Source organism: uncultured Pelagimonas sp., from assembly GCF_947498515.1.
Classification (GTDB): Bacteria; Pseudomonadota; Alphaproteobacteria; order Rhodobacterales; family Rhodobacteraceae; genus Pelagimonas.
On the sequence record NZ_CANMKO010000002.1, the window covers coordinates 235,524 to 258,761 of the forward strand.

Consider the following 23,238-nt stretch of genomic DNA (forward strand, 5'->3'; position numbering starts at 1 on the left):
ACTCTCCCGTGACTCAAGGCACCCTATTTAGGATGCCTCTTGCACTTCATCCTCAAGCCGCGCAACCCGCGCGCCCGATTTCTGCGAGGTCACAACCCCAAGCGATTTCAGCTTGCGGTGTAAGGCTGAGCGCTCCATGCCAACAAAGGACGCGGTCCGGGAAATATTGCCGCCAAACCGGTTGATCTGGGTCAGCAAATACTCGCGTTCAAACGCCTCACGTGCTTCACGTAGTGGCAATGTCGCCAAGGTTCCCGACAAAACAACTCGCCCGTCATCGCTTTCGGTCGGGCCGCTGTCTTGGGGCAACTCACGGGCCTCAATCGGGCCAGTGCCGTCGCCTAAAATCAACACCCGCTCGATCAGGTTCTTGAGCTGGCGCACATTTCCGGGCCAGGTCATGGTCTGCATCAATGCGACCGCATCATCCGACATCTCGCGAAGCGGCAGGCCCTGCGCTTTGTTGCACAGTTCCACAAAGAATTGCGCCAAAACTGGAATGTCTTCGCGGCGTTCGGCCAGCGAAGGCACCAAAATCGGCACAACATTCAGCCGATGATATAGCTCTTCTCGGAACTGCCCCGCCGCGATTTCGGCTTGCAAATCTCGGTTGGTCGAACTGATGACACGCAGGTCCACCTTGACCTTGTCTGAACCACCAACGCGGGTGAATTGCTGGTCCACCAAAACACGCAGGATCTTGGATTGTGTCCCAACCGGCATGTCCGCGACTTCGTCGAAATAGATCACGCCGCCATGGGCTTGTTCCAATAATCCCGGCTCAACGCCCCGCTGCCCACCTTCGCGGCCAAACAACATCGCTTCCATCATTTCCGGTTCCATCCCGGCACAGTTGACCGTGATAAAGGGGGCACTGGCGCGGTTGGAATTGGCATGAACATAGCGCGCCGCCACTTCTTTGCCCGACCCGGCCGGGCCGCTTAGCATGACGCGACCGTTTGATTTCGTCACCTTGTCAAGCTGGCTGAGCAGGGTTCGGAACGATGCACTGTCCCCGATCATCTCGGCGGGCTTGCTGTCTCCTTGCTTGAGCTTGCTATTTTCACGACGCAAAAGCGAGGTTTCCATCGCCCGGCGGATCACCACCAAAAGCTGATCAATATTAAAGGGCTTTTCGATGAAATCATACGCGCCCTGTTTAATCGCAGCCACGGCGATTTCGATATTTCCGTGGCCTGAAATGATCACCACAGGCACGTCTGGATAATCTCGTTTGACACATTTCAGGATGTCGATCCCATCCATCTTGCTGTCCTTCAGCCAGATATCAAGGATAAGCAGCGCTGGCGGTTGCTCTGCCACCTGTGCCATGGCCTCCTGGCTGTTGCCTGCCAATCGCGTGGTATAGCCTTCATCCTCGAGGATATCCCCGATCAGCTCCCGAATATCACGTTCGTCATCGACGATCAGAATATCGCTCATGTCATGTCCCTCAACAAACCCATGGTCAAACTCCCTCCAATAACCGAGCCCGGTCCTCATCCTCTTGCGCGTCACTCAACGGCAATTGGATTACGGCCATAGCCCCTACATTGGCACCTTCCTCAAAGGCAGGTGCAGTTTCGAGCGCCAGCGTTCCGCCGTGCTCTTCGATAATCTTTTTTACGATCGGCAGGCCAAGGCCGGTGCCCTCATCGCGCGTGGTGACATAGGGTTCAAACAGCCGCGCCCGATCTTCGGGAAGGCCGATCCCATTGTCCATAATCCGAATTTCAACCCGCGCGTTGTCGACAATATCAGCCGTCACACGGATTTCAGGTTGATGCCCTTCGGGGGCCCCCTCCCGATGCAAGCTTTCGATCGCTTCACCGGCGTTTTTAATCAGATTGGTCAGCGCCTGCCCGATCATGGTCGCATCAAGGTCCCCGGGCATCGGCTTGCGCGCGATGTCGGAAACGAATTTCACATCTGGCTGGCCGTTTTCCTGCAAAAGCACCGCACCGCGTAGCAAATCGCCAATATCTTCGTGTTTGCGTTCCGGTTCCGGCATCCGGGCGAATTTTGAGAATTCATCAACAATGCGGCGCAAGTCGCCGGTCTGACGGATAATCACCCCGGTCATATCTTCAAGCTGATCAGCGCTTGTCTCGTCCAACTGGCGGCTGAATTTGCGCTTGATGCGCTCTGCTGATAATTGAATCGGCGTCAGCGGGTTCTTGATTTCATGGGCAATGCGGCGGGCCACGTCGCCCCAAGCCGCGGTTCGCTGCGCACTTACCAAATCGGTGACATCATCAAAGGCCACAACATAGCCCTCAAGGCTCCCGTCTGCGCGGCGACGACGCGAGAACCGCACAAGCAAATGCTCCATCCGCCCTTCCCGGCTCACCTTGACCTCTTCTTGCACCATCTCGCGGCCTTCGCCCCGGATACGGTCAAACAAGGCCCCAAATTCGGGAACCGCCACGGCGATAGGGTCGGCGCGGTGGTTTTCATGCCAGCCCAAGAGCCGTTCCGCTGAGCGATTCACAAAGGTCACCTTGCCTTCGGCATCAAGCCCAACAACACCTGACGTGACAGAGGACAAAACTGAATCAAACAGCCGTTGGCGGCGCTCAATCTGGCGGGTGTTTTCAAGAAGCTCCTCGCGCTGTCCCTTAAGCTGGCGGGTCATCTGGTTGAAATACCGCCCCAGCATCGAAATCTCATCATCGCCTTCTTCTTCGATGACCTGCACATCAAGATCGCCGCCACCAACACGTTGCGCCGCACCGGTCAGACGACCCACAGGGCGGCTTAGCCGTTCGGCAAACCACAGGCCCGCCCATGTGGCGGCAAGGATCAAAAGAACCGCAAACCCAAGATAGAGCAGCGCAAAGTCAAACAAACGGCGGCCGCGTTCGCTTTCTTGTTGTTGGTAGAACTGCGCGGTTTCCTGGGTTTCATCCAGTAGTTTCAGTAGTTCGCCGTCAATGTCACGACTGACATAAAGGTAGCCATCAGGAAAGGTGCGCAGCTCAACCAACGCACGCATCTCATTGTTTTCCCAATCGGCGATGACGCTCACTCCGTCGGCACCAAGATTGTCAAACGCCCATTGTGGTGGCTGTTCATAGTCAAACAAGTAACTACGCTCGCCGCGCACTTGAATTTCGCCGGCGCTATTGATCACATAGGCTTCGCGCAGCCCGCGTTGGATTTGCCCCTGCCCTTGGCTAAGATCCTGACGCAGCTCACCGAAATCGGCGATAAAGCGACCGCGCTGTTTGGCGTCCAAAAACCCGCCAAGCGCCCAGACATCCTGAACCAAACCTTGGCGCTGCTCCTCTTCATAGGCCTCCGCCGCCGAGAGCGACGCCCCAACCACGTTCTGAACCCGATTGGAGAACCACGTTTCAAGACCAATATTGATGGTCAGAACGGCAAACACCGCCACAGTTACAGTCGGCAATAGCGCCATAAGCGCAAAAGCCGCCGTCAAACGCAGGTGCAACCGCGAGCCGGCGGATTTGGCTCGCCGTGCGGCGATCATTCGGGCGACTCGGCCCAACACCATCGACGCCAGGAACATCACATAAATAAGGTCAGCCAGAATGATCAAGCGCAGGCTGATATCCGATGCGCTTTGATCCAATGGACCCAAAACCAAAAAGGTGACAAAGGCCAAAATTGGCCCAAGCGCCACCACAGTCAGCGCAAGCGCGTTTTGCACACGGCGTGTGCGGCGCAGTCGGCTAAACCGATTCCAAGTCCAAGAGCGTGCCCTTGTGGCCACAGCCAAACCTCTTACTGATGTGCCGACCTAGAGTTCCCCAAGCCAGCGACCGCCATATTTTGTGGTCTTTCCAACACAGCAAGGCATTGGCGCCACAGTTATGTGGCTCTTTTACATCAACTTACGGCGACGTGTCACGCGAATATCGAGTTCGGTGATTTTCTTTCTGAGGGTGTTCCGGTTGATTCCCAATAAATCCGCACATTTAGCCTGATTTCCGCCTGTCGCCTCTAGCGCGATTTCGATCAACGGGGCCTCAACTTCACGAAGAATGCGCCCGTACAGACCGGGAGGCGGCAACATCGCCCCATGCAAATCAAAGTAACGGCGCAAATGACGCCCAACGCTTTCACCAAGCTTATCCCCGTCGCCGCCGCGTAACACCGGCCCCGTATCAGGCTGATTGCCTAACACGGCCTCAACTTCGGATCGGCTGATCTCTTCGTTGCGGCTGGTTAGGCTTAGGCGGCGCACCGCATTTTCCAACTGGCGCACATTGCCCGGCCAAGAGTAGATACGGAAAAGCTCCATTGCGCTTTCCGACATGACCCGATGTGGCGCGCCATCGCGCTCACAGCGTGTTAGGAAATGCTGCGCCAACAAAGGGATGTCTTCAACCCGTTCGCGCAACCCTGGCACTTCGATCGCAGCGCCATCTAGACGATAGAACAGGTCTTTGCGCACCTTGCCGTCTTCGATCAGCGCGTTCGGATCATATTGCGATGAGGCGATAAAACGCGGAACATGATCGCCCGGAACGTCCATCATTCGCACGATGCGCCCCTGAACCTCGTCATCTATATCGGCGATTTCATCGATCAAAAGCGTCCCGCCACGTACCCGTGCCAAGACCCTTGCCGGGCCGTCAAGATCAGTCAGATCAGCCCCGGTCACCGTCACAAATGGCAGGCTGCGGCGATCAGAAAAATCGTGCAAAGCTTTGGCAATAAGTGACTTGCCGGTCCCACTTTCACCGGTCACCAAAACCGGCAAATCCGTATTCATCACCCGCGCCACCAAGCGATAGAGCGACTGCATCACCGGAGTTTTACCGACCAAAGGCAACTCTTCGGGCGCATCGGCCTGAGCGACCGGCTCGTCCCGACGTGGCGTCCGTTTGCGGCTATCCAAAGCCTTGGACGTACGCTTCATCAGGTCCGGCAAATCAAACGGCTTGGGCAAATAGTCATATGCCTCGGCCTCTGCCGCCTGAATGGCCGTCATGATGGTATTTTGCGCCGAGATCACGATAACCGGCAAACCGGGGCGATCTTCTGCGATTTTCGGAAGCATTTCCAAGCCATTGCCGTCTGGCATGACCACGTCAGAAATCACCACATCGCCTTTGCCTTCGCCAACCCAACGCATGAGCGTGGTCAGGCTAGATGTGGCATGCACCTTGCACCCGGCCCGTGTCAGCGCCTGGGTCAAAACGGTACGGATTGTGCGGTCATCATCCGCAACAAGGACGGTTCCATCCATCACTTACTCTCCTGTGCTGTGCCTGCCGGTTTTGTGACCGCGCGGGGCAGAGAAATGCGAAAAACGGTACGTCCGGGGACACTGTCCACCGAGATCCAACCGTCATGATCTGAGATAATTTTGCTGACCAAGGCCAAGCCCAACCCGGTGCCATTTTCCTTGCCCGACACGAACGGATCAAACACATCGCCGGCGATTTCGGGCGGCAGGCCTTTGCCATCATCGATAACCTCGATCTGTAGCGGCAAGACCTGCGTGGCACCGTCGGCGCGGCGGGTTCGGAAACTGTGATCGTAATAGGTGTGGAGGCGAATATTTCCGCCTTTAGAATCAGCCGCTTCTGAGGCGTTCTTCAACAAGTTCAAAACCACCTGCAACAACTGATCTGGATCGCCAAGCGCCATAGGCAAGGATGGGTCGTAGTCTTCGACAATGGTCATGTGACCACCAAAACCCAACAAAGCCGACCGGCGTGCCCGGTCCAAAACGTCGTGAATATTCACTTCGCGCCGCTCTGGTGCAGAGAGGTTTCCGAATTGCTCGACCTGTTCCAAAAGCTTGACGATACGGCGGGTTTCCTCGACGATTAAATCAGTAAATTCAAGGTCTTCCGGAGGAAGGCTCATGCTAAGAAGCTGGGCCGCGCCGGTGATCCCCGCAAGTGGGTTTTTAATCTCATGGGCTAGCATTTCGGCCATACCGATTGCAGACTTCGCCGCCGATTTCACCGAATGGTTTTGGGTCATACGACCTGCCAACTCGCGCGGTGAGATGAGCATGATCATCCAATTTGGCTGCCCTTGAAGCGGTGCAATCTGCAAATTGCAAACAAGCGGCGCGCGGTTTCCCGTGCCAACGTCCACGTCATTCACAAACAACGCCGTTCCGTGATCGCGCGCGCGGATCAGGCTTTCTTCGAGCGGGGCATCCACATGAATACGGTCCCAAATTGGTTGCCCAATCAATGATTTAGCCGAGGAGTTCATAAACCCTTCGGCCGCAGGATTGACCCCGCCGATGTTTTCATCCGGGTCAATCAACAGGGCGGGCACCGGCAAAGAAGACCAGATCGGATCGGTTTGAACAGTCATGCCGCCACCGCCTGATCCATCGCCAGTGCGTCACGCAAAAGAACCAGAACCTGCTTGGGGTCTTTTTCCGTCAACACCCGTCCACGCAAAGCGCGCGGCGTTGCGGCGCGGTCCATATACCACCCCAAATGCTTGCGGGCGACGCGATTGCCAAGCGCCTCGCCGTAAAAACTCAACATTGCCTCATAATGACTTGATACCATGTTATAAAATTCGATTCCTAACGGGATATTTGGTCTAGGCGTGTCGTAAAGAGCGGCCGAGATTTCGGCCAGCTTCCAAGGCGCGCCTTGCGCCCCGCGGCCTACCATTACTCCGTCGGCCCCTGACCCGCGCAATGCCGCCTTGGCCGAGCCCGCACCAACAATGTCACCATTGGCAATGAGCGGGATGTCGATGGCTTCGCGCACAGCGCGGATAGCCTGCCAATCGGCACGCCCTTTGTAGAACTGGCATCGGGTGCGACCATGGATGACAACCATTTGCACCCCGGCATTGGCCGCTCGCTTCGCGAGGTCCGGCGCATTGATTGACGCGCCATCCCAACCCAATCGGGTTTTTAGCGTCACCGGCAAATCGACCGCATCAACCACCGCCTCAATCAAACGTAGCGCATGATCGGGCACCTGCATCAAGGCGGAGCCAGACCAGCCGCCAGTGACCTTTTTCGCCGGACACCCCATATTGATGTCGATGACCCGCGCCCCCATGTCGGCGACCATTTTGGCGGCCTCGGCCATAGGTTCTGGCTCGCGCCCAGCAATCTGAACGCTGGTGTTTTCAATCTGTGCACCAAGCTCGGCTTTTTCGCGAGTACCGGGGCGTGCCGTTAGGAATTCGCCCGACGCGATCATTTCCGACACAACAAGGCCTGCGCCAAAGCTGGACACCAGATTCCGGAAGGGCAAATCGGTGATTCCCGCCAACGGAGCGAGCATCACAGGTGCCGATATTCTTTGTTTTCCGAGTGAAAAGCCCAAACGCTTAATCCTTGTGCAGTGCCTCTGAGGTAGCCGTTGTGCTGCTATTGTACAATATTTCAAGCGCATTTTGCAGGTGCAGCAAAGTCATTTGCCTAATTTTTAAGCATTCACCTTGGCCAGATTGCCTAAACCCTTCCAACGGCCTAAACCCAAGACCAAAGAGGATAGGATATGACAACAGCCGCCATCATCGTTGCCGCAGGGCGTGGGACACGCGCGGGCGGGCCTTTGCCGAAACAATGGCAGGAGGTGGCCGGAAAACCCGTTGCGCGTTGGACGCTTGAGGCCTTTGCCGCGCAGGTCGACACCCTTGTCATGGTCATCTCACCACGGGATCGGGCGCGGGCCGAGGCCTTGATCGACGGTCTTGAGGTGCTTTTGGTCGATGGTGCGGATGAACGCGCCGGGTCCGTGCACAATGGGCTTGAAGCGCTGGCGCATACCGCGCCCGATCATGTTCTCATCCATGATGTCGCCCGCCCCTGCATCCCGTCCGAGGTGACGCAATCGGTTTTGCACGCTTTGACCCAAACCCCCGGAGCGGCCCCGGCCCTTGCGGTCACCGACGCCTTATGGACCGGCCAGAACGACAGGGTTAGCGGCACACAGGACCGAACAGGTTTATTTCGCGCCCAAACCCCACAAGGGTTTCACTATGATGCCATATTAAACGCCCATCGCGCCCATCCGGGCGGCGCAGCAGATGATGTTGAGGTCGCGCGCACCGCAGGGCTGGACGTTGCCATCGTTCCGGGCGATGAACGCAATCTCAAAATCACCACCCCCGCCGATTTCGCCCGCGCCGCGGACATTTTGGCCAAACAGACGGAGAGCGCTTTGGATATTCGGTTGGGCAATGGCTATGACGTGCATGCCTTTGAAGATGGCGATCATGTCATTCTTTGCGGCGTCAATATCCCCCATCATCGGGCGCTTAAGGGTCATAGCGACGCCGATGTTGGCATGCATGCGGTGACCGATGCGATTTACGGGGCCTTGGCCGAAGGCGACATTGGCCGCCACTTCCCGCCGAGCGATCCGCAATGGAAAGGCGCAGCCAGCGAAATTTTCCTCAAACACGCCTGTGATCTGGCACGTTCTAAGGGGTTTGAGATCGGCAATGTCGATTGCACCCTGATTTGCGAACGCCCCAAGGTTGGCCCGCATGCCGCCGCCATGATGGCGGAAATGGGCCGGATCATGAGTTTGACCCCGGATCGCGTATCGATCAAGGCAACAACGTCCGAACGGCTTGGCTTTACCGGACGAGAAGAAGGGATTGCGGCGATTGCGACCGCAACATTGGTGAAATCATGAAAGCTATTGCCTCCCTTTTCTATGTCGGCTTCCTAAAACCCGCGCCGGGCACATGGGGGTCTTTGGCCGCCCTGCCCCTCGCCTATCTTGTGCATCAAATCGGTGGTTTCACTTTGCTGGTTGCCTTGACCACCATCGCCTTTGGGCTTGGCTGGTGGGCCACGGCACAGGTTACCGCCAATGCCGTCACCGAGAAAGATCACGACCCGAGCTGGGTGGTGATTGATGAGCTGGTCGGACAATGGATCGCGCTTTTCCCGGTGAGTTTTGGCGCAGGTATGATGGGGATCGAGATTTGGCGGTTGTGGCCCGGTTGGATCGCTGGCTTTGTGCTCTTTCGACTATTCGACATCACCAAACCGTGGCTGGTCGGCAAGGCCGATCGCATGGGGACGCCGCTTGGCGTAATGTTGGATGATGTGATCGCAGGTGTCTTTGCCGCCATTTGCGCCATAGCTTTGGCATCGCTTTATCATGGGTGGTTGATGTGACCGCGGTCTTAGCCACCAAAATCCTTGAGTTGGCCAAGGCGCAGGGCAAAACAATAACCTGCGCCGAAAGCTGTACCGGGGGCAAGGTGGCCGCCGCCTTGACCGACATCGCGGGCAGCTCGGCAATTTTCGAGCGCGGCTTTGTCACTTACTCCAACACGGCCAAAAACGAGATGCTCGGCGTCTCCACCGCCACCTTGGAAACTTACGGAGCCGTATCCGAACAGGTTGCCCAAGAAATGGCACTTGGCGCGCTAGGGGCCGCCAAGGCCGACGTCGCGGTTGCCATTAGTGGCATTGCCGGCCCTGGCGGATCGGACTTCAAGCCTGAAGGTCGGGTGTGCTACGGCATTGCCACCCCAAAGGGTGTGCAGACCGAAACGATCGAACATGGCGCTTTGGGCCGCGCCCAAGTGCGTGACGCCGCCACCCGCCATGCGCTTGGCCTGATCCTTGCGGCGCTGGCGGCCTAAGCATCCCGCCCAAAACTCCGCATATTTTGTGAGCAGCTGAAAAATTCAAAAGCGCCCACTTAATGGGCAGGTCTCACTTTAGTCGCCTAAATTTTGAGCATTTCGCAAACCGCCCGTCATTTACGCGCCCTCAAACGGCCTTGCTTCTTTTTTCCGCGCCCGAATCCCGCTTGAAGCCCTGTCAAACGGGACAATTGAAGGGAAAGACCAATGAACGGAGCGGATACCGCCTGGATCATCGTCGCCACAGCGCTGGTGTTGTTCATGACACTGCCAGGATTGGCATTGTTTTACGGCGGGCTTGTACGGGCGCGCAACGTGCTCAGCGTTTTTATGCACTGCTACGCCATCGCCTGCTTGATGAGTGTTCTCTGGCTTGCCGTTGGCTATTCCATCGCCTTTGGCGGCGGCGGCACCGGGTTTTGGGGCGGTCTGGACAAGGCCTTCTTGAACGGTGTCACGGTTGATAGCCTCTCGGGCACCCTGCCCGAAGTGCTGTTCTTTGCCTTTCAAATGACCTTTGCGATCATCACACCGGCGCTGATTGTTGGTGCCTATGTGGAACGCGTCGGATTTGGCTTTGTCATGCTGTTCTCGGGCCTGTGGATGCTGCTGTGCTATGCGCCGGTGGTTCACTGGATCTGGGGCGGCGGGATGCTGGCTGATGGTGGTATCTTTGGTGAAACCGGGGTCAAAGACTTTGCCGGTGGCATCGTGGTTCACGAAACCGCTGGTCTGGCTGCGATCCTGATCGCCGTCTTCCTTGGCCCTCGCAAGAACCAAACCACTCCTCCGCATAACCCCGGTTTTGTGATGATCGGTGCTGCGATGCTTTGGGTTGGCTGGTTTGGCTTTAACGGTGGCTCGCAATTGGCGGCCGATGGCGGTGCAGCCATGGCGCTAACCGTGACCCATATTTCGGCTGCGACCGCATCACTATCATGGGCGGTTTGGGAAAAGATCAAGTTCGGCAAAGCCTCCTTGGTTGGCATCGTGACCGGCACCATTGCGGGTCTCGCCTCGATCACGCCGGCATCTGGCTTTGTTGGTCCAATCGAAGCGCTGATCATCGGGGCCGTCGCGGGTATCTTGTGCCAAGAGGCCGTGGTTTTGGTCCGCAACAAGCTGAAAATCGACGACACATTGGATGTCTTCGCGGTTCACGGTGTTGGCGGTATCTTTGGTACCATCATGATCGCCGTCTTTGGCGCGGGCTCTTGGGCTGCGCAGCTCGGTGGCTTGGCGATTGTTGGTATCTTTACAACCGTTGTCACAGTTGTCCTGATCTTTGTGGTCAAGGCCATCACACCGCTGCGCGTTGACGCGGAAACCGAAACCAACGGTCTTGATTTGATGGTACACGGCGAACGCGCCTACGATCACAACAGCTGATCCAACCGCATCTACACTATTGAACGGGCCTCATTCGGGGCCCGTTTTCTTTGGACTGTGGTCGCTATTCTTGTGGCCAGTCTAGCCCTAGGTGTAGCTGATCGCTAACGACCCTCAGGGCCTTTTGCCCCGTCCATAGCCAGCCAGAGATCACATATCCTATCGCTCCGACAGGTTACTACATGAGACTGATAAGGTTAGGAAAATCGCCCTGCTCTACAGCCAGCCAAATTCGGTCATCACCAACCAAACTATGGGCCTTGCGCCGAATTTTCTGGCGGCGTTGCGCGATGTCCAAAGGGGCCGTCAAATCAAAACTTGCGTGATGTTCGGTCTTGGTTGTGACCGATACGCGGGCCTCGGTTTCAGACAGGGTGGCATCATCCGCCACCTCAACCAAATTGCGCAAGGCCACTACCCGAGCATCAGCCATAAGCGCATCGTCATAGGTGCCAAGCGCTGCGGTGTCATAGCCCAAGATCGACAAGGCGATCACCGTCCGATAGCTAAACTTTGCCCCCAACCCGGTTGTCGGGGCAATTTGATTGCAGACTGTCATCCAACGGGGATGTGTCGTGACTTGCACCTTGCGAACCCGCTTGGGATCAAATGGTTTAAGCCCCTCCAACGCCTCAAGTGCCGCATGAAGACCGTGACAGCAGGCATGAAACTTGTGACTAATGTCTTCCATAAACCAGCCCTCGGGGGCGGCCTCCTCGCCGTCACAGTGATGCGTGGGGAGAAAACCGTTCTGACCGGCGAGAGCCATCGGGTTCGACTCAAAGCCACGCGCCGTTAACAAGGCTGCTTCGACCCCGTTGGATGCGGCAATCCCGGCGTTATAGGGTTTGCCCATAGTGCCAAATTGCGACTTTAACCCCGAGGCGCGCGTGCTTACCAAACCAAGCGCTTGCGCCATTTGAAACTCGCTCAGGCCAAGCAACTGGCACGCCGCAACCGTCGCCCCAAAGGCCCCCGCCGTTCCGGTTTGATGAAACCCGACCTGATAGTGGCCACGCCCCAGCAGAACCCCGAAACGGATTGAGGTTTCGCAACCTGCTAAACAGGCGCGCAGAAACGCATCAAAGCCCGCCCCTTGCGATTGCGCAATGGCCAGCGCCGCCGGAATCACCGCCACAGAGGGGTGGCCGATATGGGCAAAATGAGTGTCGTCATAGTCAAGCGCATGGCTGGTTGCGCCATTGACCAAGGCCGCCGCGCGACATGGGACTTGTCCGCCGCCAAACATATTGGCTTGCGGTGTGCCGCCCTCTTCGAGGGCCAAGGACCGGGTGATTTGAGCTACCGGTTCCGAAACGCCGGCGATGCCGCAGGCCAACCAATCCACCAAGGACAGGCGCATGATCTCAAGCGCTGCCTCACTTGGGTCCGTCAAGGCCGGGCGTAGCCAGCTATCAACCATAAAGCTCCTTTGCGCGCTCTTCAAAGGCGCGCACCACACGTTGCATCGCCTCATAAAAGAACAGGCCAGCGGCCTTTTGCAAGATCACATTCTTGAATTCAAAATCCACGTCGAAAGAGACATCACACCCACCATCCTCGGCATCGGCAAAGCGCCAATTGGAGACCAAATATTTGAACGGCCCATCCAAATACTCGGTTTCAATGCGCCTTTCACCTTCGAACAAGCGCACCCGCGATCCAAAGCGTTCCCGAAAGACTTTGAAGCTGATCACCAAATCGGCCAGCATCTCGATATGATCCGCGTGCTGATCAGTTGACCTAATCCGCGCCGCAGCTGTCCAAGGTAGGAACTTGGGGTAATTGGCGACATCCCCCACCAACGCATACATTTGATCCGCGGTATAAGGCAGGCGTTTTGTCTCGGAATGGGATGGCATCTTGCTCTCGGTTAGGTGTTTGGGGTACGGCAGGTTGGGCCGCATGACGTGCGGCAGATGTCGTATGCCACGCGTGAAAATACAAGGGTCCAGCCATGACACAGCGTCCTTATGTCGTAGACGAAATGATCTCGGCCAAGGCCATTGCCGCCCGGATCGAAGAGCTGAGCCGCGAAATTCATCGCGATTTCGCTCATACTAACAAGCTTTATGTTGTTGGGCTGTTGCGCGGATCTTTTGTTTTCATTGCCGATTTGGTGCGCGAATTGGATTTGCCCGTCGAGGTCGATTTCCTAGAGGCATCATCCTATGGAAATGACATGGAAAGCAGCCGAGAAGTGCGCATTCTCAAAGACTTGCGCGGTCCAATTGAAGGGCGTGATGTGCTTTTGGTCGAAGACATTGTCGATACCGGCCACACGTTAAACCACGTGATCCATTTGCTCGAAAGCCGCGCGCCGGCCCGCTTGCGCACCATTGCCTTGCTCGACAAACCGACTCGGCGAGAAGTTGATGTACGCGCCGACTGGATTGGCTTTGAGATCCCGGATGAATTTGTCGTAGGCTATGGCATCGACTACGCACAGCGTAACCGCAACCTGCCCTTTATCGGCAAGGTCCGTTTCGAGGACTAACTTGGCGTGCGGGCGGCGGGCTATTCCGGCTGATACGCCGCCAATTCCGAAAACACCCCACCATATCGGCCAAGCATGGCGCGATCTGGCTTGTAAAACATCCAGTTTCCAAACTTCTGTCCGCGCACCAGCCCCGCAGCCGCCAGCTTTTTCATATGTGAGCTGATGGTCGGTTGGCTCAGGCCGGTTTTTTCAGTGATCGCCCCGACACAGACCCCATCTCGCACCAAATCCCCGTCGATTTGCGGCGGGAAATGCGAGCGCGGGTCCAGTATCCACAGCATGATTTGCAACCGCACCGGGCTCGACAGCGCCGCAAAAACCTTGGCGCTTGACTCCGCGTCCATATCGTCAAATATCAATATAGATGTTTCCCTATATAGGCTGTTTTCGATATGACCATACCTGAACCTCCCCTGTCTCGCCAAGCCTCGGCATATGCGCTTGGGTCACAATATGGCCGTGCCTATCTTGAGACTCTATCGGACCGATCGGTTTTGGCCGAAAAATCCGACCTCGACGCGCTCAACCTTGCCTTGCCCGACCAAGGGGTGTCGGCCGAAACCATTCTTGAACTTATGAACCGGGTCGGTTCCCCGGGTACGATGGCAAGCGCGGCGGGGCGTTATTTTGGCTATGTGATCGGCGGGAGCCTCCCTGCCGCATCCGGGGCGCGCACCCTATTAAGCGCTTGGGATCAAACCGCCAACTCCGACACAGGTCCGTCGGTGATCAAACTGGAAGAGATCGCCATTCGCTGGGCCATTGACCTTCTGGACCTGCCGACCGAAAGCACCGGAGCCTTTACGACCGGGGCCACGATGGCCAACATGACCCTCTTGATGACCGCCCGCGATCGACAATTGGACCGGCTTGGCCACCCGCGCGGCAAGGGATTGATTGGGGCCCCTGCCCTTCGGGTAATTGCTAGCGCCGAAATTCACGCCACCGTTCTAAAATCCTTGCGCATGATTGGCCTTGGCAGCGACGCTATCGAATTTGTTCCCGTTGATGATCAAGGTCGGATGCGCGCCGATCAAATGCCAGACCTTGACCCAAGCTGTCTTGTGCTTGCGCAGGCGGGCAATGTTTGCACCGGCTCCTTTGACCCGTTTGACGCCTTGGCAGATCAATGTCAGGCCGCCGGTGCGTGGTTGCATGTGGATGGGGCCTTTGGGCTTTGGGCAAGGGCATCTTCGCAACTCGCCCCTGCTTTGGCGGGATTGGAACGCGCCGATAGCTGGGTTGTCGATGCCCATAAGACCTTGAACGCGCCGTATGATTCGGGGCTGGCGCTTTGTCGTCACCCCGATGAATTGCGCGCTTCGATGGCGATTGGGGCCGGGTATTTGCCAAAAACCGATCCAACCCCGTCTGACCTCGCCCCCGAGTTTAGCCGGGCCGCCCGTGGCGCGGAAACATGGGCCGCTTTGTTGTCGCTTGGAAGACAGGGGTTGGATGACATGGTCACGCGGTTTCATCATCAAGCCGCCTCGCTTGTCCCGCGCTTAGAGGCGCTAGGGTTTAACGTGCCACATCAGGTCCATTTCAATCAGGTCTTTGTCACTCGCCCCGGCGAGGATGCGCTTTGCGCCAAGGTGGTCAAACACGTCCAGCAATCTGGCGAGGCTTGGTTTGGTGCCGCAACTTGGCAAGGCCAGAACGGCTTTCGCATCAGCCTATCGAATTGGGCGACCCAAGATCAAGATTTGGATCGCTTGAATGGCGCACTCGAGACCGCCCTTGGTGATCTTGCCTAACCGGTCACAGCCCGTCCGCAAACAGGCGGGCTGTTTCCTTTTCAGTATCGGAAAGATCGGCGGAGGTTCCCGCACAAATCGGATCAGCCTGATCCGGGTCATGTCCTAATTCCAAAGCCTTAAGGCAATATCCATAGGCCTTGACCGGATCGCGCCAAACCCCGTCAAACCGCGTATCAACAGAGAATTGTGCCAACCACAGGGCCGCTTTGGAATTGCCGCGATCAACCCCATAGAGGTAAAGCGTATAGGCGCGCAGTGGATCGGCATCGAGGCCTTCGCTCCCCTCGTAAAGATACGCCAAATCGGGGATCGACCGCGTGTCGCCCGCTGCCACCGCTTGGTCTAGATAATCCCGAACAAGCGTAATATCGCGCTCGACACCTTCGCCATGGAAATAGGCATATCCAACCGCGCGCAGCCCAACATAAGACCCCATATCGGCCGCCTGTTTGTAGTGCATAAAGGCCTTGAGCAAATCCTTATCGGTGCCCTTGCCTTGATGGAACATGTCGCCAATCAGATTGGGCGCGTGGATGTAGCCCATAGAGGTGGCTTTTTCCGCCAAAGCGCGGGATAAATCGTAGTCGGCGGTAAAACCTTCGTGATCCGTTTGCCAAAACAAGGCGAGGTTATAGACCGCTTTATCAAAGCCTTGCGCCGCCGATTGTTCATACCAAGCCAGCCCAGACTCAGCGTTATACTCCAACCCTTTCGAGCCATCCGGCGTGGTCAATGCCGCGCCTAACATGTTCTGGGCAACGGGGTCGCCGCCCTGCGCCTCGGCCTCAATAACGGACCATATGCCACTGTAATCGCCGGACAAATACCGCTCGCGCGCCTGTGACAGCTCCGGTGACATCTCCGCAAATGCCAACCCCGGCCAAACCATCATCACCAAGCCTAAAAGCCGCATGTCATATCCAATCCATTATCACTTTGAAAACATAGCCAAAGGCACCCACAAATTAATCTCTGGGTCAAGTGTGGGGATTCAGAATAGGATTGTCACATACGCCGTGCATATTATGGTGGGAAGTATTGAAACCAGGGAGATACCAATGAAAAAGTCTTTCGCCACCGCAGCCATTTTGGCCACGCTCGCAACGACTGCCCTCGCCGAAGTGCCTCAGGCCGTCAAAGCCCGTCAGGGTCAATTTAACCTGATGGCGCTGAACCTCGGCATTCTGGGTGGCATGGCCAAAGGTCAAGTCGACTACACCGCCGAAGCCGCACAGGCCGCCGCCGACAACCTTGTCGCCGTGTCGATGATCCATCAGCCCGCCCTGTGGCCAGAAGGCACCGACACCATGTCAATCGATGGCACCCGTGCCCAACCCAACCTTTGGGAAAACATCGATGATGTGATGGCCAAATGGGGCGCGTTTGGTGAAGCCGCCAAAGCCATGCAAGCCGCCGCTGGTCAGGGCAAGGATCAAATCGGCCCCAACATGGGTGCGCTCGGAGCCTCTTGCAAAGGCTGCCATGACACCTATCGCGCGCCCAAGTAAATGCGCCGCGTATTGAAATTGTTGGTTGCGGCGGCCGTTCTCGGCGTCGCAATCGGCCTCTGGCTCACCGCCCCGGATCGGGTCGCGCCTGACCGTTTTGCCAATCTGACTGGCGATGTCGGCCAGGGTGAGCATGTCTTCACCGCATCAGGTTGTGCGTCGTGCCACCATGTGCCCAAGGCAGAGGATAAGTTGATTTTAGCCGGTGGCATGGCCTTCCCATCGGATTTTGGCACTTTCTACGCTCCAAATATTTCCCCCGACCCAGAGCAGGGCATCGGAAACTGGGAGCTAGTGGATTTGGCGAATGCGGTAACGCGCGGCGTGTCGCCCGCCGGACAACATTATTACCCGGCTTTTCCCTACAACGCCTACAACAAGATGGCGGATCAGGACATTGCCGACCTCTTTGCCTATCTGCAAACCCTACCCGCCGATGCGACACCCTCCAAACCACATGACGTTGGATTTCCGTTTAACATCCGCCGCTCTCTTGGGGGGTGGAAGTTGCTGTTCTTTAACGACGACTACGTGATGGATGTGCCCGCCGATCTGGAACGCGGTCGTTACTTGGCCGAGGCTCAGGCCCATTGCGCCGAATGCCACACACCGCGCAACGTGCTTGGCGGATTAGATACGTCTCGCTGGATGGCTGGGGCTCCGAACCCATCGGGCAAAGGCACGATCCCTGCCCTGACCCCGGACAAACTAACCTGGTCCGCCGAAGACGTGGCATACTATCTCGAATCCGGCTTCACTCCGGATTACGATAGCGTCGGAGGTCATATGGCCGAAGTGGTAGATAACTTTGCCGCCCTTAGCGCCGAAGACCGCAACGCCGTCGCCGCCTATGTCAAAGCGCTTCCTGCGCCGGGAACGGCACCGAAAAGCGACTACTGATTTTGCTTCGGAGCCATCCCTCACCTTTGCCCAAAAAGGCCGGGGGTGGCTCTTGGCGCAAGAAAAATTGCCGAGGGGCCCCATAGCATGGGGATACGGCCATTTTACTTGAGACCAGAGACAGTTTCGGTCAGGGCAAGTCAGGTGAGAGATGGGTCTGACGCAAAAGGATTTTGCTTTGGTGAATCCTGATCCACCACTGCCATCAACAACCCTCCCGCTATCGATCGACCGTCACCTATCACACCATCTCATAAAGCGCGCGGAAGCGCATAATGTAACAACGGCCACGTCAAAAAAACGGAGGCGCGATCAGATGATCCGCCTCCGCTTGCTGTGATTACATGACCTCGCGTTGATGCCTTACGCTTGGCCCAGCTTTTCCTCACGCGCCGCACGCAACCGCGCAAAGTCATCACCAGCATGATAGCTTGACCGGGTCAAAGGCGTCGCTGAGACCATCAAGAACCCTTTGCCAAAGGCGGTTGTTTCATAGGCCTTGAATTCGTCAGGCGTCACAAAACGGTCGACCACGTGGTGTTTGGGTGTGGGCTGCAAGTATTGCCCGATGGTCAGAAAATCGATGTCGGCGGCCCGCATGTCATCCATGACTTGGTTCACACCTTGGCGATCTTCACCCAACCCTACCATGATTCCCGATTTTGTGAAAATCGACGGGTCCATTTCCTTGACCCGCTGCAACAAGCGCAACGAATGGAAATAGCGCGCACCGGGGCGCACGGTCGGATATAGGCCGGGAACCGTTTCAAGGTTGTGGTTGAACACATCCGGTCTGGCTTCGACTACGATTTCCAAAACAGACGGATCACATTTCAGAAAATCCGGTGTCAGAATTTCGATGGTTGTATCGGGCGCGCGGTGGCGAATGGCGCGGATGGTCTGGGCAAAATGTTCCGCCCCGCCGTCTTCCAAATCGTCCCGATCAACAGAGGTGATGACCACGTGGTTCAAGCCAAGCTTATTAACTGCGTCCGCCACCCGTCCCGGTTCAAACGCATCAAGCGTGTCCGGCTTACCGGTGGCAACGTTGCAGAAGGTACAGCCCCGCGTACAAATCTCGCCCATGATCATCATGGTGGCGTGGCCTTGGCTCCAGCACTCCCCTGCATTGGGGCAACTCGCTTCCTCGCACACCGTCGAGAGCTTGTTCTCACGCATAATACGGCGCGTGGTGTTATACCCCTCGCCCCCCGGAGCCTTGACCCGGATCCAAGATGGTTTCTTTGGCTGGGCATTGTCCGGGCGATGCGCCTTTTCAGGATGCCGTTCAGACGGAATTTTGAGATCACGCACAGATTTTTCCCCGCGAAGGTTTCACGCTACGTCACTAATACGGACTTGCAGGGGGTTTTTCCAGTGAAGCTTAGCTGAGAAATCAGCGGCGCATCCCCAAATGTAGCGAGTTCCCCCTGCACCGCTGCAAAATATGGGCTTTTAGCCTTGTGTGCAGCGAATTGCCGCCATGCGCTGCGAAACCAATCTCGCAAATGCGCCATATCCTCTTGCGACTCGCTTCACGCTTGGGTACCCCGCGTTTAGAAACATTCCAAACTCTCAAAGGTGCCCGATGAAAGCTGGTTTCACCCTCCCCGACGTAACATTCCACACCCGTGTTCGTGACGAAAGCATTGGCGGCGACAACCCCTTCCGCTGGCAGGACATGACCACCGCGGATTATTTCAAAGGCAAGCGCGTCATCCTATTCTCGCTACCCGGTGCCTTTACGCCCACATGCTCGACTTACCAGCTGCCCGGCTTTGAAAAAGGCGCTGCTGATTTCGCCAAGCACGGCATCGATGACATCTATTGTCTGTCCGTCAACGACAGCTTTGTCATGAACAAATGGGCGCAATCGCAGGATCTGGAAAACGTCAAAGTTATCCCAGACGGCTCCGGTGAATTCTCGCGCAAAATGGGTATGCTTGTTGCCAAGGACAACCTTGGTTTCGGCATGCGCAGCTGGCGCTATGCGGCCATCATCAACGACGGTCAGGTCGAAGCATGGTTCGAAGAGCCCGGCCTGTCGGACAACCACGGCGAAGATCCTTACGGCGTGTCTTCCCCTGAAAACCTGATGAAGCACCTCGAAGAGAAAGCGTCTTCTGCGGCCTAAGCCTCACAGATTGCAAAAACAAAGGGCCCGCCATTTTGGCGGGCCTTTTCGTTTTGAACTGTATTCGCGTTAGCCCACAAGATCGCCGCCTTTGGCGGAGAGCTCTTCATAGTGGCGGCGTAAGCGCTGCAAAGCGATCCGCAAGACAACTTTGCCGGAACGTGCCGACCATCCGAGATGCTTTTCCGTGGTTTCCAGCCCCTCGAGATAACAGCAGCAGCGCAAGGCGACATCGCCCAATCCCGGACCCAAGTCCTTGAGAGCCGCCTGCAAACGGCCCTGTGCTGCGGTAGTCCCACTTTTTGGCTCACCAGCATTGCCAGTGTCTCCAGTCAAAAAGTGATCCCAGTTTTGCGCAACACGCGGGCCAATCTGCGCCAATTCGAAATCTTCACGCAGACGTTCGCCAGCCGCCACCAACTCATCGGACAAAAACGGCGCGCCCTCTTTGTCTTTGCGACGTGACAAAGCCGTGAGAGGGCTTTCCGCCAGCAAATAACGCCCTTTGCGCACACGCGGGTCGCGTTCGACCTCTTCCAACGCCGCCTCTGCGGCCCGACCAGTGTCAAATCCGGCCTGGGCTTCTGCAAATCCGCGAACCTTGTTCTCTTGCTCTGCCACCATACGGCTCAAGGCTGCGCGGCCGGTTGATGTTATCCGATACCGAGAAATCCGTCCCGGCGCATCGCAGGCGATCCAATCTTGCAAGGCCATCGCCTCCGCAATCGGGGCGTCAACCACGGCGGTGCGGGTGCTGCCTCCTTCGCCCGTGTCACGCACGACCACAGCCTTTTCCATTTCTGCAGCGACCGCCAAGACAGCGCCGCTTTCACACAAACGGCGCAACACCCGGCGCGCTTCACGTGCCAGTGTGGTTTCATCTGGGGGGGTTACGGTATCTTGGGCAGCAGTCATCAAGTTCTTGTCCTTTCCGACATCAAGCGCTGCGACATTTGAAACCTCTGACTTGCCTGTGGATGGCTGACCAAGATGGCGCAGGGCGGCATCAACAAGGGGATCATCGCGCCGTGTTTCGATACGGCGAACCTGACGCAGAACGGTCGAGGCATGACAGCCCGCCTGACGCGCCAGTTCACGAATTGTGCACCCCTTTTCGGTATGCGCAAGATAGACACGCGCTGCGTCCGGCACCCACTTGGGCAACCCCATCACTGCACTGTCCAAATTCGCTTCGCCCATCTCGCGTATTCCCGTTATATTTGCTCGTTTTCCACAGATTTATCCCCAGAGGGACAAGTCGCAACCTAGGCGTGTGTAGATTACTGCTAGGTTAACAAAGTCGCACAAATGCCATCATTGTGCCCAAAGTATAAACGTTTCTAACCCCTGCGAACGCCAACAACCTGCGCAACGCAACAGCGCACAACCTGTGAGAATGTTTCCTCAGAATCACGGCTATTCGGAGAGCGAAAATGAAAGATATACTAAGCATTCTCAGCGACTTGCGCCGCCCCCGCCTTCTTATTCGGGCCGCACGCATCGGCGCTCAGGACTATCGCCGCAACCCACAACTCCATAGACTTTTAGGATATGGTAACCTTCCACGCCCCGGCGCGGCGCTTATGAGGTTAATGGAAATTGAAGCGGACCTTAACGATCGCCGTTGCGGAAACGATTCGGGATATTCAGTGAGTCGACACGTTGAGATCCTAGTCGCCATGATGGGCGAAGCCCGCGTCTTGCGCGAAACTCAGGCCAGCTACGACTAAAAAAACGCCCCCTCTGATCACCAGAGAGGACGTGACAGGGCCAGACGGGCGCGCCAAACTTGGCCGCCCGCCGGAAACACCCAAACTTTAGGTAAAGCTGTCGGGCATCGACGCTTTCTTATCCGCGACGTATTTAGTCAAAGCCTCATGGATCGCCGGATCCAAGGCTGGCTGTTTGTAGTTGTCCAACAGGTATTTGACCCGCGCGGTGGCCAAGGCCACGGTATCGCGTCCACCTTCCTCTGACCACGTCTCGAACGGTTTGTAGTCAAGCAGATCGGTTTTCCAGAACGCTTCTTTGAAATTCGCCTGTGTGTGGGCGCAGCCAAGGTAATGCCCGCCGGGCCCTACTTCGCGGATCGCGTCCATCGCTTGGGCGTTTTCATCCATCTCCACCCCTTTGGCGAGACCGTGCAGCGTTCCGAGCTGATCCGCGTCCATAACGAATTTCTCAAACGACGACACTAAGCCACCTTCAAGCCAGCCACAGGAGTGCAGCATGAAGTTCACCCCTGACAACAACCCCATGTTCAACGAGTTCGCGGTTTCATAGGCTGCCTGTGCATCGGGAAGCTTGGAGCCACAGAACGACCCAGCCGAGCGATAAGGCAACCCAAGACGCCGCGCCAATTGCCCAGCGCCATAGGTCACATGTGACGCCTCGGGCGTGCCAAAGGTCGGCGCACCCGATCCCATGTCGATAGACGACACAAAGGCCCCAAAGATCACCGGCGCACCGGGTCGGATCAACTGGCTATAGGCGATACCGGCCAAAACCTCGGCCAAAACCTGTGTCAACGTGCCCGCAACCGAAACCGGAGCCATCGCCCCGCCAACGATAAACGGCGAAATGATGCAGGCTTGGTTGTTCTTGGCGTAAACCTCAAGCGCCCCCATCATCACATCGTCAAACTGCATGGGCGAGTTGATGTTGATGAGCGACGTCATCACGGTGTTTTCCTGAACGAATTCTTTGCCGAACAGAATCTCACACATCTCGACGCTGTCTTGGGCGCGCTCTGGCGCGGTGACCGAGCCCATGAACGGCTTGTCGGAATAGACCATATGCGACAGCAACATATCGAGATGGCGCTTGTTCACCGGCACGTCCGTGGGTTCGCAAACCGTACCACCGGAATGGTGCAACCATTTCGACATATAGCCAAGCTTCACGAACTTATCGAAATCTTCCATCTTGGCATAGCGGCGCCCGCCTTCGGCATCGCGCACAAAGGGCGGTCCATAGACCGGGGCCAGAACAAGGTTATTGCCACCCACCACAACCGACTTCTCCGGGTTGCGCGCGTGTTGGGTGTATTGGCTCGGCGCTGTGGCACATAGCTTGCGTGCCAATCCACGCGGAAGACGGACCCGCTCGCCCTGAACATCGGCACCAGCTTCGCGCCACCGCTCAAGCGCGGCGGGGTTATCGACAAAGTTCACACCGATCTCTTCCAACACCGTTTCGGCGTTGTGTTCGATGATATCCAACGCCTCTTCACTCAACACCTCAAAGTTGGGGATATTGCGTTCGATGTATTTGGCGGTCTCGATGCTTACTGCGGTGCGTTCTGCCCGGCGGGCTGCGCCGCCACCGCCACGGGATCGTCTGCGCGCTGGTTCTGCCATGGGTTCATGTCCGTCCTGAATTTCGCTTGGGGTCCGTGATAGCCGATGCCCAGCGCCTCGCGTCACAGGTTAGCGGCGTTCCAAGTGCAAAAGCGACATTTGGGCCCAGGTA

At 56.8% G+C, this 23,238-nt stretch carries 22 protein-coding genes; 10 read left to right on the forward strand and 12 right to left on the reverse strand.

The genetic code is table 11. From position 1 onward, the window contains the following. Positions 1–27 precede the first annotated feature (27 nt). The 5 genes from Q1A43_RS04570 to dusB form a co-directional block, all read right to left on the reverse strand. Complete coding sequence (locus tag Q1A43_RS04570) at positions 28–1,443, reverse strand: sigma-54 dependent transcriptional regulator (RefSeq protein ID WP_299924639.1); 1,416 nt, start codon at positions 1,441–1,443, stop codon at positions 28–30. Positions 1,444–1,468: 25 nt separating this feature from the next. Continuing rightward, positions 1,469–3,736 (reverse strand): PAS domain-containing sensor histidine kinase, encoded by a 2,268-nt coding sequence (locus Q1A43_RS04575; RefSeq protein ID WP_299924641.1) that lies wholly within the window; start codon positions 3,734–3,736, stop codon positions 1,469–1,471. A 111-nt stretch (positions 3,737–3,847) separates the two neighbouring features. Then, positions 3,848–5,218, reverse strand: coding sequence for a response regulator (locus Q1A43_RS04580; RefSeq protein WP_299933023.1), 1,371 nt, complete (start codon positions 5,216–5,218; stop codon positions 3,848–3,850). Further along, positions 5,218–6,309 (reverse strand): ATP-binding protein, encoded by a 1,092-nt coding sequence (locus Q1A43_RS04585; protein ID WP_299933024.1) that lies wholly within the window; start codon positions 6,307–6,309, stop codon positions 5,218–5,220. The genes Q1A43_RS04580 and Q1A43_RS04585 overlap by 1 nt, the downstream gene beginning before the upstream one ends. Then, on the reverse strand, positions 6,306–7,289 hold the full coding sequence (dusB, locus tag Q1A43_RS04590; protein WP_299933025.1) for a tRNA dihydrouridine synthase DusB: 984 nt from the start codon (positions 7,287–7,289) through the stop codon (positions 6,306–6,308). The genes Q1A43_RS04585 and dusB overlap by 4 nt, the downstream gene beginning before the upstream one ends. Before the next feature lie 174 nt (positions 7,290–7,463). Here dusB and Q1A43_RS04595 point away from each other — a divergent pair, with 174 nt between their 5' ends. The 4 genes from Q1A43_RS04595 (at position 7,464) to Q1A43_RS04610 (ending at position 10,965) form a co-directional block, all read left to right on the forward strand. Beyond that, on the forward strand, positions 7,464–8,609 hold the full coding sequence (locus Q1A43_RS04595) for a bifunctional 2-C-methyl-D-erythritol 4-phosphate cytidylyltransferase/2-C-methyl-D-erythritol 2,4-cyclodiphosphate synthase (protein ID WP_299933027.1): 1,146 nt from the start codon (positions 7,464–7,466) through the stop codon (positions 8,607–8,609). Beyond that, positions 8,606–9,100, forward strand: a complete 495-nt coding sequence (locus Q1A43_RS04600; RefSeq protein WP_299924656.1) for a phosphatidylglycerophosphatase A — start codon at positions 8,606–8,608, stop codon at positions 9,098–9,100. Before Q1A43_RS04595 ends, Q1A43_RS04600 begins: the two co-directional genes overlap by 4 nt. Beyond that, a complete protein-coding gene (locus tag Q1A43_RS04605; protein ID WP_299924659.1) occupies positions 9,097–9,573 on the forward strand; it encodes a CinA family protein in 477 nt (158 codons plus the stop codon). Before Q1A43_RS04600 ends, Q1A43_RS04605 begins: the two co-directional genes overlap by 4 nt. A gap of 210 nt (positions 9,574–9,783) precedes the next feature. After that, on the forward strand, positions 9,784–10,965 hold the full coding sequence (locus tag Q1A43_RS04610; RefSeq protein WP_299933029.1) for an ammonium transporter: 1,182 nt from the start codon (positions 9,784–9,786) through the stop codon (positions 10,963–10,965). Positions 10,966–11,143: 178 nt separating this feature from the next. On the opposite strand, the gene Q1A43_RS04615 is transcribed toward Q1A43_RS04610, so the two are convergent. Beyond that, positions 11,144–12,388, reverse strand: coding sequence for an MmgE/PrpD family protein (locus tag Q1A43_RS04615; protein ID WP_299933031.1), 1,245 nt, complete (start codon positions 12,386–12,388; stop codon positions 11,144–11,146). After that, the gene (locus Q1A43_RS04620) at positions 12,381–12,827 is read right to left on the reverse strand and encodes a type II toxin-antitoxin system RatA family toxin (protein WP_299933513.1); all 447 of its coding nucleotides are present in this window, start codon (positions 12,825–12,827) and stop codon (positions 12,381–12,383) included. Before Q1A43_RS04620 ends, Q1A43_RS04615 begins: the two co-directional genes overlap by 8 nt. Positions 12,828–12,922: 95 nt before the next feature. Here Q1A43_RS04620 and hpt point away from each other — a divergent pair, with 95 nt between their 5' ends. Next, the gene (hpt, locus tag Q1A43_RS04625; RefSeq protein WP_299933033.1) at positions 12,923–13,462 is read left to right on the forward strand and encodes a hypoxanthine phosphoribosyltransferase; all 540 of its coding nucleotides are present in this window, start codon (positions 12,923–12,925) and stop codon (positions 13,460–13,462) included. A gap of 20 nt (positions 13,463–13,482) precedes the next feature. Here hpt and Q1A43_RS04630 read toward each other — a convergent pair whose 3' ends face one another. After that, positions 13,483–13,809, reverse strand: a complete 327-nt coding sequence (locus tag Q1A43_RS04630; protein ID WP_299933035.1) for a metalloregulator ArsR/SmtB family transcription factor — start codon at positions 13,807–13,809, stop codon at positions 13,483–13,485. A gap of 48 nt (positions 13,810–13,857) precedes the next feature. On the opposite strand from Q1A43_RS04630, the gene Q1A43_RS04635 reads away from it, so the two are divergent. Continuing rightward, positions 13,858–15,222: an aminotransferase class V-fold PLP-dependent enzyme gene (locus tag Q1A43_RS04635; protein ID WP_299933037.1), complete on the forward strand. Its 1,365-nt coding sequence runs from the start codon at positions 13,858–13,860 to the stop codon at positions 15,220–15,222. A gap of 4 nt (positions 15,223–15,226) precedes the next feature. Here Q1A43_RS04635 and Q1A43_RS04640 read toward each other — a convergent pair whose 3' ends face one another. Further along, on the reverse strand, positions 15,227–16,138 hold the full coding sequence (locus tag Q1A43_RS04640; protein WP_299933039.1) for a hypothetical protein: 912 nt from the start codon (positions 16,136–16,138) through the stop codon (positions 15,227–15,229). A gap of 145 nt (positions 16,139–16,283) precedes the next feature. Between Q1A43_RS04640 and Q1A43_RS04645 the strand changes: the two genes are divergently transcribed. Next, complete coding sequence (locus tag Q1A43_RS04645; RefSeq protein ID WP_299924680.1) at positions 16,284–16,733, forward strand: cytochrome c; 450 nt, start codon at positions 16,284–16,286, stop codon at positions 16,731–16,733. Beyond that, positions 16,734–17,633 carry a cytochrome c gene (locus tag Q1A43_RS04650; protein ID WP_299933041.1) on the forward strand — a complete coding sequence of 300 codons (900 nt, stop codon included), beginning with the start codon at positions 16,734–16,736 and terminating at the stop codon, positions 17,631–17,633. 363 nt (positions 17,634–17,996) lie between these two features. Here the strand turns inward: Q1A43_RS04650 and lipA are convergent, their stop codons facing one another. Further along, entirely contained in the window at positions 17,997–18,947 is a 951-nt protein-coding gene (gene lipA / locus Q1A43_RS04655) for a lipoyl synthase (protein WP_299924686.1), read from the reverse strand. 274 nt (positions 18,948–19,221) lie between these two features. Between lipA and Q1A43_RS04660 the strand changes: the two genes are divergently transcribed. Next, a complete protein-coding gene (locus Q1A43_RS04660; protein WP_299924689.1) occupies positions 19,222–19,767 on the forward strand; it encodes a peroxiredoxin in 546 nt (181 codons plus the stop codon). A 69-nt stretch (positions 19,768–19,836) separates the two neighbouring features. Here the strand turns inward: Q1A43_RS04660 and Q1A43_RS04665 are convergent, their stop codons facing one another. Beyond that, the gene (locus Q1A43_RS04665) at positions 19,837–20,967 is read right to left on the reverse strand and encodes a DUF6456 domain-containing protein (RefSeq protein ID WP_299924692.1); all 1,131 of its coding nucleotides are present in this window, start codon (positions 20,965–20,967) and stop codon (positions 19,837–19,839) included. 233 nt (positions 20,968–21,200) lie between these two features. Between Q1A43_RS04665 and Q1A43_RS04670 the strand changes: the two genes are divergently transcribed. Then, the gene (locus Q1A43_RS04670; protein ID WP_299924695.1) at positions 21,201–21,497 is read left to right on the forward strand and encodes a DUF6477 family protein; all 297 of its coding nucleotides are present in this window, start codon (positions 21,201–21,203) and stop codon (positions 21,495–21,497) included. Between the two features lie 87 nt (positions 21,498–21,584). Here Q1A43_RS04670 and Q1A43_RS04675 read toward each other — a convergent pair whose 3' ends face one another. Next, the gene (locus Q1A43_RS04675) at positions 21,585–23,126 is read right to left on the reverse strand and encodes a trimethylamine methyltransferase family protein (RefSeq protein WP_299933043.1); all 1,542 of its coding nucleotides are present in this window, start codon (positions 23,124–23,126) and stop codon (positions 21,585–21,587) included. Positions 23,127–23,238: the final 112 nt, after the last annotated feature.

Coding starts and splice junctions, on each gene's coding strand:
- Q1A43_RS04610 (WP_299933029.1), top strand. CDS start 9,784: ATGAACGGAGCGGATACCGCCTGGATCATCGTCGCCACAGCGCTGGTG.
- Q1A43_RS04630 (WP_299933035.1), bottom strand. CDS start 13,809: ATGGACGCGGAGTCAAGCGCCAAGGTTTTTGCGGCGCTGTCGAGCCCG.
- Q1A43_RS04620 (WP_299933513.1), bottom strand. CDS start 12,827: ATGCCATCCCATTCCGAGACAAAACGCCTGCCTTATACCGCGGATCAA.
- Q1A43_RS04580 (WP_299933023.1), bottom strand. CDS start 5,218: ATGGATGGAACCGTCCTTGTTGCGGATGATGACCGCACAATCCGTACC.
- Q1A43_RS04615 (WP_299933031.1), bottom strand. CDS start 12,388: ATGGTTGATAGCTGGCTACGCCCGGCCTTGACGGACCCAAGTGAGGCA.
- Q1A43_RS04675 (WP_299933043.1), bottom strand. CDS start 23,126: ATGGCAGAACCAGCGCGCAGACGATCCCGTGGCGGTGGCGGCGCAGCC.
- Q1A43_RS04600 (WP_299924656.1), top strand. CDS start 8,606: ATGAAAGCTATTGCCTCCCTTTTCTATGTCGGCTTCCTAAAACCCGCG.
- Q1A43_RS04665 (WP_299924692.1), bottom strand. CDS start 20,967: ATGGGCGAAGCGAATTTGGACAGTGCAGTGATGGGGTTGCCCAAGTGG.
- Q1A43_RS04570 (WP_299924639.1), bottom strand. CDS start 1,443: ATGAGCGATATTCTGATCGTCGATGACGAACGTGATATTCGGGAGCTG.
- Q1A43_RS04595 (WP_299933027.1), top strand. CDS start 7,464: ATGACAACAGCCGCCATCATCGTTGCCGCAGGGCGTGGGACACGCGCG.
- Q1A43_RS04635 (WP_299933037.1), top strand. CDS start 13,858: ATGACCATACCTGAACCTCCCCTGTCTCGCCAAGCCTCGGCATATGCG.
- Q1A43_RS04640 (WP_299933039.1), bottom strand. CDS start 16,138: ATGCGGCTTTTAGGCTTGGTGATGATGGTTTGGCCGGGGTTGGCATTT.
- Q1A43_RS04645 (WP_299924680.1), top strand. CDS start 16,284: ATGAAAAAGTCTTTCGCCACCGCAGCCATTTTGGCCACGCTCGCAACG.
- Q1A43_RS04585 (WP_299933024.1), bottom strand. CDS start 6,309: ATGACTGTTCAAACCGATCCGATCTGGTCTTCTTTGCCGGTGCCCGCC.
- Q1A43_RS04650 (WP_299933041.1), top strand. CDS start 16,734: ATGCGCCGCGTATTGAAATTGTTGGTTGCGGCGGCCGTTCTCGGCGTC.
- hpt (WP_299933033.1), top strand. CDS start 12,923: ATGACACAGCGTCCTTATGTCGTAGACGAAATGATCTCGGCCAAGGCC.
- Q1A43_RS04660 (WP_299924689.1), top strand. CDS start 19,222: ATGAAAGCTGGTTTCACCCTCCCCGACGTAACATTCCACACCCGTGTT.
- Q1A43_RS04670 (WP_299924695.1), top strand. CDS start 21,201: ATGAAAGATATACTAAGCATTCTCAGCGACTTGCGCCGCCCCCGCCTT.